This is a genomic window from Microcystis sp. Msp_OC_L_20101000_S702 (assembly GCF_007095705.1).
Lineage (GTDB): Bacteria > Cyanobacteriota > Cyanobacteriia > Cyanobacteriales > Microcystaceae > Microcystis > Microcystis ichthyoblabe_A.
In genome coordinates, this window is sequence record NZ_SFBO01000056.1 from 1 (window position 1) to 8,978 (window position 8,978).

At 45.8% G+C, this 8,978-nt stretch carries 5 protein-coding genes; 2 read left to right on the forward strand and 3 right to left on the reverse strand.

Annotation, left to right across the window (positions count from 1 at the left end):
• Positions 1-265: 265 nt before the first annotated feature.
• Positions 266-1,150 carry a lipoyl synthase gene (lipA, locus tag EWV60_RS06250; RefSeq protein ID WP_194016547.1) on the reverse strand — a complete coding sequence of 295 codons (885 nt, stop codon included), beginning with the start codon at positions 1,148-1,150 and terminating at the stop codon, positions 266-268.
• Positions 1,151-1,325: 175 nt separating this feature from the next.
• Between lipA and EWV60_RS06255 the strand changes: the two genes are divergently transcribed.
• Complete coding sequence (locus EWV60_RS06255; protein ID WP_287231597.1) at positions 1,326-3,065, forward strand: mechanosensitive ion channel family protein; 1,740 nt, start codon at positions 1,326-1,328, stop codon at positions 3,063-3,065.
• Between the two features lie 341 nt (positions 3,066-3,406).
• Here the strand turns inward: EWV60_RS06255 and grxD are convergent, their stop codons facing one another.
• Both grxD and dnaX read right to left on the reverse strand, forming a co-directional pair.
• Positions 3,407-3,730: a Grx4 family monothiol glutaredoxin gene (grxD, locus tag EWV60_RS06260; protein ID WP_002739803.1), complete on the reverse strand. Its 324-nt coding sequence runs from the start codon at positions 3,728-3,730 to the stop codon at positions 3,407-3,409.
• Positions 3,731-3,817: 87 nt separating this feature from the next.
• On the reverse strand, positions 3,818-6,226 hold the full coding sequence (gene dnaX / locus EWV60_RS06265; protein ID WP_287231595.1) for a DNA polymerase III subunit gamma/tau: 2,409 nt from the start codon (positions 6,224-6,226) through the stop codon (positions 3,818-3,820).
• 242 nt (positions 6,227-6,468) lie between these two features.
• Between dnaX and EWV60_RS06270 the strand changes: the two genes are divergently transcribed.
• The gene (locus EWV60_RS06270) at positions 6,469-8,691 is read left to right on the forward strand and encodes a molybdopterin oxidoreductase family protein (protein WP_287231596.1); all 2,223 of its coding nucleotides are present in this window, start codon (positions 6,469-6,471) and stop codon (positions 8,689-8,691) included.
• Positions 8,692-8,978: the final 287 nt, after the last annotated feature.

Here is an 8,978-nt window from a genome sequence, read left to right on the forward strand (position 1 = left end):
TGCGTGTAAGCATCCCACCGAAAAACTAATGCGCGGGGGGTTTGGGGGCGGCGCCACGCCCCCAACGGGGGGTTTGGGGGGTAGAACCCCCCAAAGGCTTGGATTGAGTGATAAAATCGAAAGTAACGCCCAATTTTAGCCGAGAGTTTCCCCGTAAAAATCCCAACTTGGTAGATTTACAAAAATGAGATGCACCCATTAGGGATTAGGAAGTGGGAAGAATCAATAAAAATAATCTCCTGACTGCTGATAACTGATAACTGATTTACTCTCCCGCATGATAGGAACTGCGGACTAGGGGGCCAGATCTAACCTGAGAAAACCCCATTTTTTGGGCAATTTCTCCCAACTCGCTAAATTCTGAGGGAGTCCAATATTTCTGTACGAGCAAATGTTCCAGAGAAGGACGCATATATTGACCAATAGTAACTCGATCGCAGTTGATCGCGCGTAAATCTGCCAAAGTCTCGATAATTTCCTCTTTTGTCTCACCGTGACCGACCATTAAGCCGGATTTCGTCGGAATTGAGCGATCGATTTCCTTAACATAACGCAAAACCGCCAAAGAGCGATCGTATTTAGCCCCGCGTCTAACCGGTCCTTGCAAACGGCGCACCGTCTCGATATTGTGATTGTAACAGGCAGGTTTTGCCCCTACCACCGTCGCCACCCGTTCCTGTTGACTTCCCTTGCCTCCAGCAAAATCCGGGGTTAACACCTCAATTAAAGTGTGGGGATTGAGTTCGCGAATGGCTGTCATCGTCCGCACGAACCAACTGGCTCCGCCGTCTTCCATATCATCTCTGGCTACAGAAGTCAAGACAACGTAACTTAAATTTAACAATTGCACCGCTTCCGCCACTTTTTGCGGTTCCTCCACATCGAGAGGCATGGGTGCATGACCCTTATCCACTTGACAAAAAGCACAGGACCGGGTACAGGTGGGACCCATCAACAAAAAAGTCGCCGTACCTTGGGCATAACATTCGCCGCGATTGGGACAGCGACCCTCCTCGCAGATAGTATGAATGTTCCTTTGTTTGATAATGCGCTGAACCGTGGAAATTTCGCTAGATTTGCCGAGTGAACGCCGTAACCAAGGAGGTAAAGAGGTTATTTCCTCGCGCCACTGTGGGGGTATATTGGACATGAGAAGTTAACTAATGTTGGGGGTTGGGGATTGCAGTTATCAGTTATCACTGGGGAGAAGGGAGAGGCACGACCGACTCCCCAAAACGAAAACTTTTGATCTCACCATTAAGATAACTGCCATAAGCTGAGAAAGCGAGTCAAGATCATTGTTAATCAAAAAGGAAACTTGGGCAATGGGACGATGGCAACGGAGAAAAATTTTCAATCTGGTCATTCAAGGATTGGCGGGTTGCCTCTTGGTTAGTATATTTGTTCTTAATTCCCTGCCATCCCTAGCCCAAAATTTTCTAGTTCCATTTGCATCTCCCACGGGAACAAGGATTTTTGTAGCCGGGGATATAGAATATGCTTCCGTGAATCTAGATGGATTTGCCTTATTTCAGATTGCCTCCCAAGATTTTACCGCTTCTGAGTCCCGGGAACTCTCCCCGGTAGAAAGACGGGCTAGGAGCATTGAAAGGGGCTTAAATAATATTATCAATCGGGGTTTCGATCCGACAACCCTGCAAGTAAGTACGGCGACTCTCAATAATTTAACCGTGATTGTGGCCAAGGATAACCAGAATTTACCGCAACAGGTAATTCTGACAGTGACAGAAGTTGATGCCCTGATCGATTCTTCTTCTGTTGGCGATTTAGCGGACAGATGGGTTAAAATCATCCAAACAGCTTTGATCCAAGCTTGGCAAGAACGTCAGCCCGCCCCTCGTCGGCAACAGGTAATGACTGCCACTATAATTATTTTGGGGCTAATTTTCTTAAGCTGGGTATCAATTTGGTGGCAGAAACGTTTAAGAAATCGCTTCAATCTCCTCAAAAAACAGGCTAAAAGTCAATCCGATCGAAATTTACCTATAAATTCCCCCCCCAGAAAAGATCGCTCCCAAGAACCGATTTTAGCCTCTCTAGAAGATTCCTCTAAATTCCGTCAACAGGCCGATATTCAGCGACAACTAACGCTAAATATTCTCTGGAAAAGACTGGCTCTTATTGGACTGATACTGCTTTGGTTTGCCGGAATAGCGGCGATTTTGTATGTATTTCCCGAAACTAGGCTAGAAGGACGCGGAATAATCCGTATTCCTTTACAGATTTTTATCATCTGGTTGCTGCTGACATCAGTGAGCAATATGATTAATCTCTACGTTAATTCCAGACTACGGGAGTGGGTAGAGGAAGGAGCGGTTTTTTCGGAAAATTTGGAAAGGAGGATTCTGCGCGCTCCAACTTTATTAGAAGTTTGGCGAGAAATTATCACATTTATCGCTATTTTTCTAGGAATTTTGATTTTTTTAGCTTGGATGGGTCTTTCTTTCGCCTTTTTACTCACGGGAGCCGGTTTAGTGGGAGCATTGCTCACCTTTGCCTTTCAGGATCTTTTAAAAGATTGGATGAACGGTTTTCTGATTGTCTTTGAAGATCAGTACACTGTCGGTGATATAATCCAGTTTCAGGAGTTTATCGGTTTGGTGGAAAATATGAGTTTGCGAGCGACTCAATTGCGGGCCGACGATGGACGTTTAATCACTATTGCCCATAACCAAATTATTATCGCACACAACCTCAGTAAAGATTGGGCGCGGGTCGATTTTACCATCGAAGTCGCCTATGACACCGAGCCAGATGTGGCGATCGCTTTAATGGCAGCCATCGCTGAAAATATGGCTGCAGATTCACAATGGCAAGAAGATATCATCAATCCCGTGGAGGTTGCTGGTGTTAGTCGGGTTTCTCACACGGGGATGGAAATTATGCTCAGAATTGTCGTCAAAAGATTACGACAATGGGATATAGAAAGAGAGTATCGTCGTCGTCTCAAGATTGCTTTTGAGGAGAAGGGAATTCACATCGGTATCCCCCAACAAAGTGTCCTCGTAGCAAAAGATAGAGAGGAATTCAAGGGACAGTTTTAAAGGGGAGTGATACTAAATCCTGTTTAAAAGGTATAGGAGAGTGGGGTGTGGGGATAAGGGAGAAACAATTCATAACTTGAGAGTTAATCACACTATTAAAAACGGATTTGTTATCAGTGCAGTTATCACTCCGCGTCCTGTAGGGGCGAAGCATTCGGATAGAAAATCTACGGTTTCACCGATAGGTTATTGCCCGAATGCTTCGCCCGTACTTTTTGCCGCAAACCCTAAGTAGAAAATTGCCGTCTTTTCACTGATTACTGATTACTGATTACTGATCACTGATTACTGTTTGGTAGATTTAAACTAGGTTAGGATAGCTAACCTAACCTAGAAAATTTTTAGGAAGCTAAGGCTACCTCGACTATTTGTTGTAGTTCCCCATTTTGATAGAGTTCGATCATAATGTCGGAACCACCAATAAACTGACCGTTGATATAGACTTGGGGAATAGTCGGCCAATTGGAATACTCCTTAACTCCTTGTCTTAACTCCTGATCTTGTAGAATATCGACAGTTTCGTAGGAAACCCCCAGAATATTGAGAATTTGTATGACGTTATTCGAGAAACCACACTGAGGCATTAATTTATTGCCCTTCATGAACACAAGAACTTTGTTATTCTGGATTAATTGATCGATTCTGGCCTTAGTTTCGGGTGTCATAGGTCTAGTAGCTAGAATTTGAGCAAGAATAGCCAATCCTGAGACGTGGCATATCCTATTAGTTTAGCACAAGCCGTTGGGATAGCCTTAAAAAGGAAGGTCTTCGTCCTCCTCCAAACTATCTAAAATTTCGTTAACATCAGGTCTCCCGCGCACGATAGTCATATTTTCCAGAGACTTATTAACTTTAGTTTCTGCGGCCGAATTTTCTGGCAGTGAATAACCCATATTGACCAGTTCACCATCAAAAGATTTCGCTAACTTTTGAGCGGCCGCCAAAATTTCGCTAACATCGACATCTTGATCTAATGTCTCTAAAGATGAATCAAAATTTAAGATTTTTTGGGGCAGTTCTGTGCTAGGAGTTTTTGGGGTTCCCGATGCAGTGATCTTTGCTTCTTTTTTCTCGATAATTGCTTCTTTGACCGGGGGAATATCCACCACAGTCATAACTTTATTTTCGGGAGTTATTGGTGGAGTTGCTGCGGTTTCTGGTGGTGGTTGTATCCTGGCCGCTGGGGATGGGGAAACTTCCGCAGCCATGGCAGCAGTGGCGGAACCTACCTGTAAATGAACTTTAATCCGGCGCTGAAAAACTGCCTCGAAAGCTGACTCAATATTAGTCAATCGTAGCCGGGCCATTTTTAATAATTGTTCCGAAGATATACTTAAATAAGCGCTCGATTCTTCCATATTAAAAAGACTGCCATGCTGACGTAGGAGAGTGCGAGTAGTGGGGGGTTCCATTACTTCTAAAACCTGCTGCCAAATTTGTTCATGATTGTCATCACTGGCAACAGTTTTAACCTCAGTTTTCGGCACTGCGACGCTAGTTGTCGGGGTGATAACTGGCGGTTTTATCGGTTCATTAACCGGCGCCGGCGCTGTGATCACTTCCGGGGGCCTCTCGGCGCTGGTTTGGGGACGGGAAGGCGCTACCGTGGCAACTAGCGGAATCACCTGTGCTTGCGGTAACAGTCCTAATAGAGTAACTTCTAACCAGAGACGGGGTTGAGTGGTGTTTTTTAGTTGTGTTTCGCTGTCTTTAAGCAGTTGTTGACCGCGGAGAATTTCCTCTAAAGACCAAGTACGCGCTTCCTTACACAAATCCTGCCAAGTGGGAGCAGTGACAGCCACCATTTCTGGACGATTAGGGGCGGTTTTGGCTAAAAGTAGGTTTAAATAGAATCCCGCTAGATTTTGCAAGACGATTAAAGGTTCCTTACCGCGATTCATCAGATGGCGACATTGTTCGATAACTTGATCGGGAATATTGCTATGAATGACTTTAAGTAGGGTTAAAAGGTCTCTTTCGGGGACTGCACCGACTAAATCCCAGACTCGCTCGGCCGTAATCGTTCCTGCGAGTAAACTTAATTGATCAAGAAGACTTTCGGCATCGCGTAAACCACCGTTAGCGATCTGAGCCACAAGGGTTAATGCTTCTAGGTTAATATCGATCGCTTCTATTTGGGCGATTTTTTGCAGGTGTGCCACCATCGCATCGAGAGCAATACGGCGATAATCAAAGCGTTGACAACGGGAGATGATGGTAGGCAAGACACGCTGAGGATCGGTGGTAGCAAGCACGAAAATCACTCGATCTGGCGGTTCTTCTAGAGTTTTCAGCAAAGCATTAAAGGCCGCCGTACTGAGCATATGGCAGTTATGAACTAATAACCCATTGGCAACAAAATTATGATTGTCCTCCACTTCTAGGTCATAGACGCTTTCTGTGTCACCTTCTTGAATCCCTATCACTTCCTCGAAATTTGTCAGCCATTGAGGGGATTTTATGATACTAGGCGTGTATTGCACCGCAGCCACATTCACAGGTGATAGTATCTGATCGCCGATTTTGAGATTTTTTGCTTGTATCCATGCTTTTTCTGTTCTAATCAAATGATTACCAGTGCAATTAATCGTCTGATTTCTGGTTTGAATGGTTAAAGTTGCTTTTACGCCTCGGTTTAGCCATCGCAGGACTTTTTTATATTCCCACTCTCCGCTGCTCTCGTTGTAACTGAGAACTCGTTTTCCGAGAATCTCAGGATGATTAATGGGGATTAATCCCGTTTCGGTGAAAACAAGGCTATCCCCAGTCAGGCATTCATCGATGACATAGACTTTATAACGACATTGGACGGGGGCAAATTGCGATCGCTCGATAATTTCCCGAATGTTATCCACACCGGTATTACTAGCGGCATCAATTTCGATCACGTCTAAAGCGGAACCATTGGCGATCGCGTGACAGACGGAACACTTACCGCAGGGAATCGGAGTCGGATGGTCACTAGACAGACAGTTGAGGGATTTGGCTAAAATTCGCGCCGAGGAGGTTTTCCCCGTGCCTCTGGGTCCGGTAAATAGGTATGCAGGAGCGATTCGCTCACTGATTAAGGCATTACTCAGGGTCGTGGCGATCGCTGATTGTCCCACCAAATCGGCAAAGGTTTGGGGACGATACTTATGATGTAGAGGTTCGTAGGTCATGACTGGCTGAAAACTTTTTCCGCACCCTAGAGACTACTATTATCCTATGCCGATTCTTTTTCAACACGAGAACAAGTGTATGCTTTTGATCTAGCCAGTTTTAATGCGCGATTTGCATCATAAAAATGGCAATTTGGCCAAGGCTTCTAATAAATTGTATTAATAACTACAATTTTGCCGAGAAAACCTGACGACTATCTTAGTATGCCTAAAGACAGCGCCACCAATCAGACCAACTGCTTATGACTGAATCTACAAAAACCCAATGTCCTTACTGTGGAGTAGGTTGTGGTTTGACAGTCACCCCCCCCGCGTCGGCCGGACAAGCATGGAAAGTCTTCGGGGACAAGTCCCACCCCTCCAGTCAAGGTATGGTCTGTGTTAAAGGGGCCACCGTAGCGGAATCAATCGATAAAAATCGCCTCAAAACCCCGATGATCCGCGATTCTCTCCAAGAGCAATTCCGTCTTTGTACTTGGGAAGAAGCCCTCGATCGCATCGTTAACCGTATCCAAACTCTAATCGCTCAGGGGGAAAAGGAAAGTATCTGTCTATACGGTTCGGGACAATTTCACACCGAAGATTACTACATCGCCCAAAAACTGGTCAAGGGCTGTCTGGGAGTCAATAACTTTGATGCTAATTCCCGTCTTTGTATGTCTTCGGCCGTGGCCGCTTATCGGGACAGTTTCGGGTCCGACGGTCCCCCCTGCTGTTACGATGACCTAGAATTGACCGATTGTGCCTTTCTGGTGGGGACAAATACGGCCGAATGTCACCCCATCATCTTTAACCGTCTGCACAAGTATCTCAAAGGTAACAAAGAAGCGAAATTAATCGTCGTTGATCCCCGCAGGACAAAAACCGCCGAGGCCGCTAATCTCCACCTCGCCATTAACCCGGGGACTGATATTGACCTATTTAACGGTATTGCTCACCTGTTAATGAATTGGGGTGCGATCGATACCTATTTTATCGATAAATGTACCCGAGATTTCCCCAAATACGCCGAAATTATCCGCCATTATCCCCCCGAAATCGTCGCGCGTAAATGCGGTATCCCCATCGACGATTTAGAACAGGCTGCCCGCTACTGGGCCGAATCGAAAAGAGTGCTTTCCCTTTGGTCGATGGGTATCAATCAATCCAGCGAAGGCACGGCCAAAGCCCGCACTTTAGTCAATTTACACTTAATGACGGCTAATATCGGTAAGCCCGGGGCCGGTCCTTTTTCCCTAACGGGACAACCCAACGCCATGGGAGGACGGGAAGCCGGCGGCCTCTGCCATCTTCTCCCCGGTTATCGTTCCGTCAAAAATCCCCAACACCGGGCCGAAGTGGAACAAGCTTGGGGTTTACCTGCTGGTCGGATTTCTCCGGTCCCCGGTCGCGATGCTTGGAGTATGATTACTGGTTTGGAGACGGGAGATGTCAAACTTCTCTGGATTGCCGCCACTAATCCGGCCGTTAGTATGCCTGATCTAGAACGCACCAAGGCGGCCCTGTTAAAATCACCTTTTACTATCCATCAGGATGCCTACTATCCCACGGAAACCAGCGCCTATGCCCATTTATTACTGCCAGCGGCCCAATGGGGCGAAAAAACGGGAACAATGACCAATTCTGAGCGTATGGTGACTTTAAATAAGGCTTTTCGTCCTCCCGTTGGTCAAGCTAGGGCCGACTGGCAAATTTTTGCCGAAGTTGGTCGCCGTTTGGGGTTTCAGGCACAATTTAATTTTCAGGATTCGGCCGAGGTATATTCCGAGTTTGCCCGCTTGACCTATAAACGTCCTTGTGATATGACAGGGATTAATTATGAGCGCCTGGCCGAGACTCCCCGACCGTGGCCCGATTCCATCGATGAAATTTCCGCCCCTAAAACCGCTAATTCCGGGGAATTACTAGGGAATTTAGTTAAAGATCACGATAAAAGCGAAAAAACAGCCGCAAAACGCCTTTATACCGATGGTAAATTTAATACTGCCGATGGTCGTGCTGTTTTCGCCGCCTACCACAGTAAAGGTCTAGCGGAACCCCCCGACGATGATTATCCCCTAGTGTTGACCGTGGGGCGTTTGTACGGTCACTGGCACACCCAAACCCGCACCGGCCGCATCGAGAAAATTGTCAAAATGCACCCCGCACCTTTTCTGGAAATTCATCCCCAAGATGCGGCAAAATTGGGCATAGAAGCTGGGGAATGGTTGGAGGTGCGTTCTCGTCGCGGTTCTGCCCGTTTTCCGGCTTTAATTACCAAAGCAATTGCTCCTAATTGTGTCTTTGTGCCGATGCACTGGGGGGCCCTATGGGCAGAAAATTCTGAGGCCAATAGTCTCACCCATCCGGCCGCTTGTCCGATTTCCCTGCAACCAGAATTAAAAGCTTGTGCTGTCAAATTAATCCCGTTAAAGTCTTTAGTTAATGCCGAATTATCTCCCAGTCAATTTCTAGCAACTCCCTAATCAAATTTGGCTTTCCCTTTGGTTACTTTTGTAATACCAATTCTCCACAATCTGATAGGTAGTTTGTGTTTAAAAACCTCTTGCATAATTAATTTTTCAGGGTTCAAAAACGTCAAAAATAAGAATTAAATGGCATAAAGTCTGTAAATAGACCATTTAACTGATTATTATTCCTGAACTTCCCCCATACATATATACTATAATAGCCGAAAACCCTTATCCATCAATGGATACGCCCCTTAACTTTTCTTGATGTACCCATGTAATTTGTAACATTTCTTAATGGA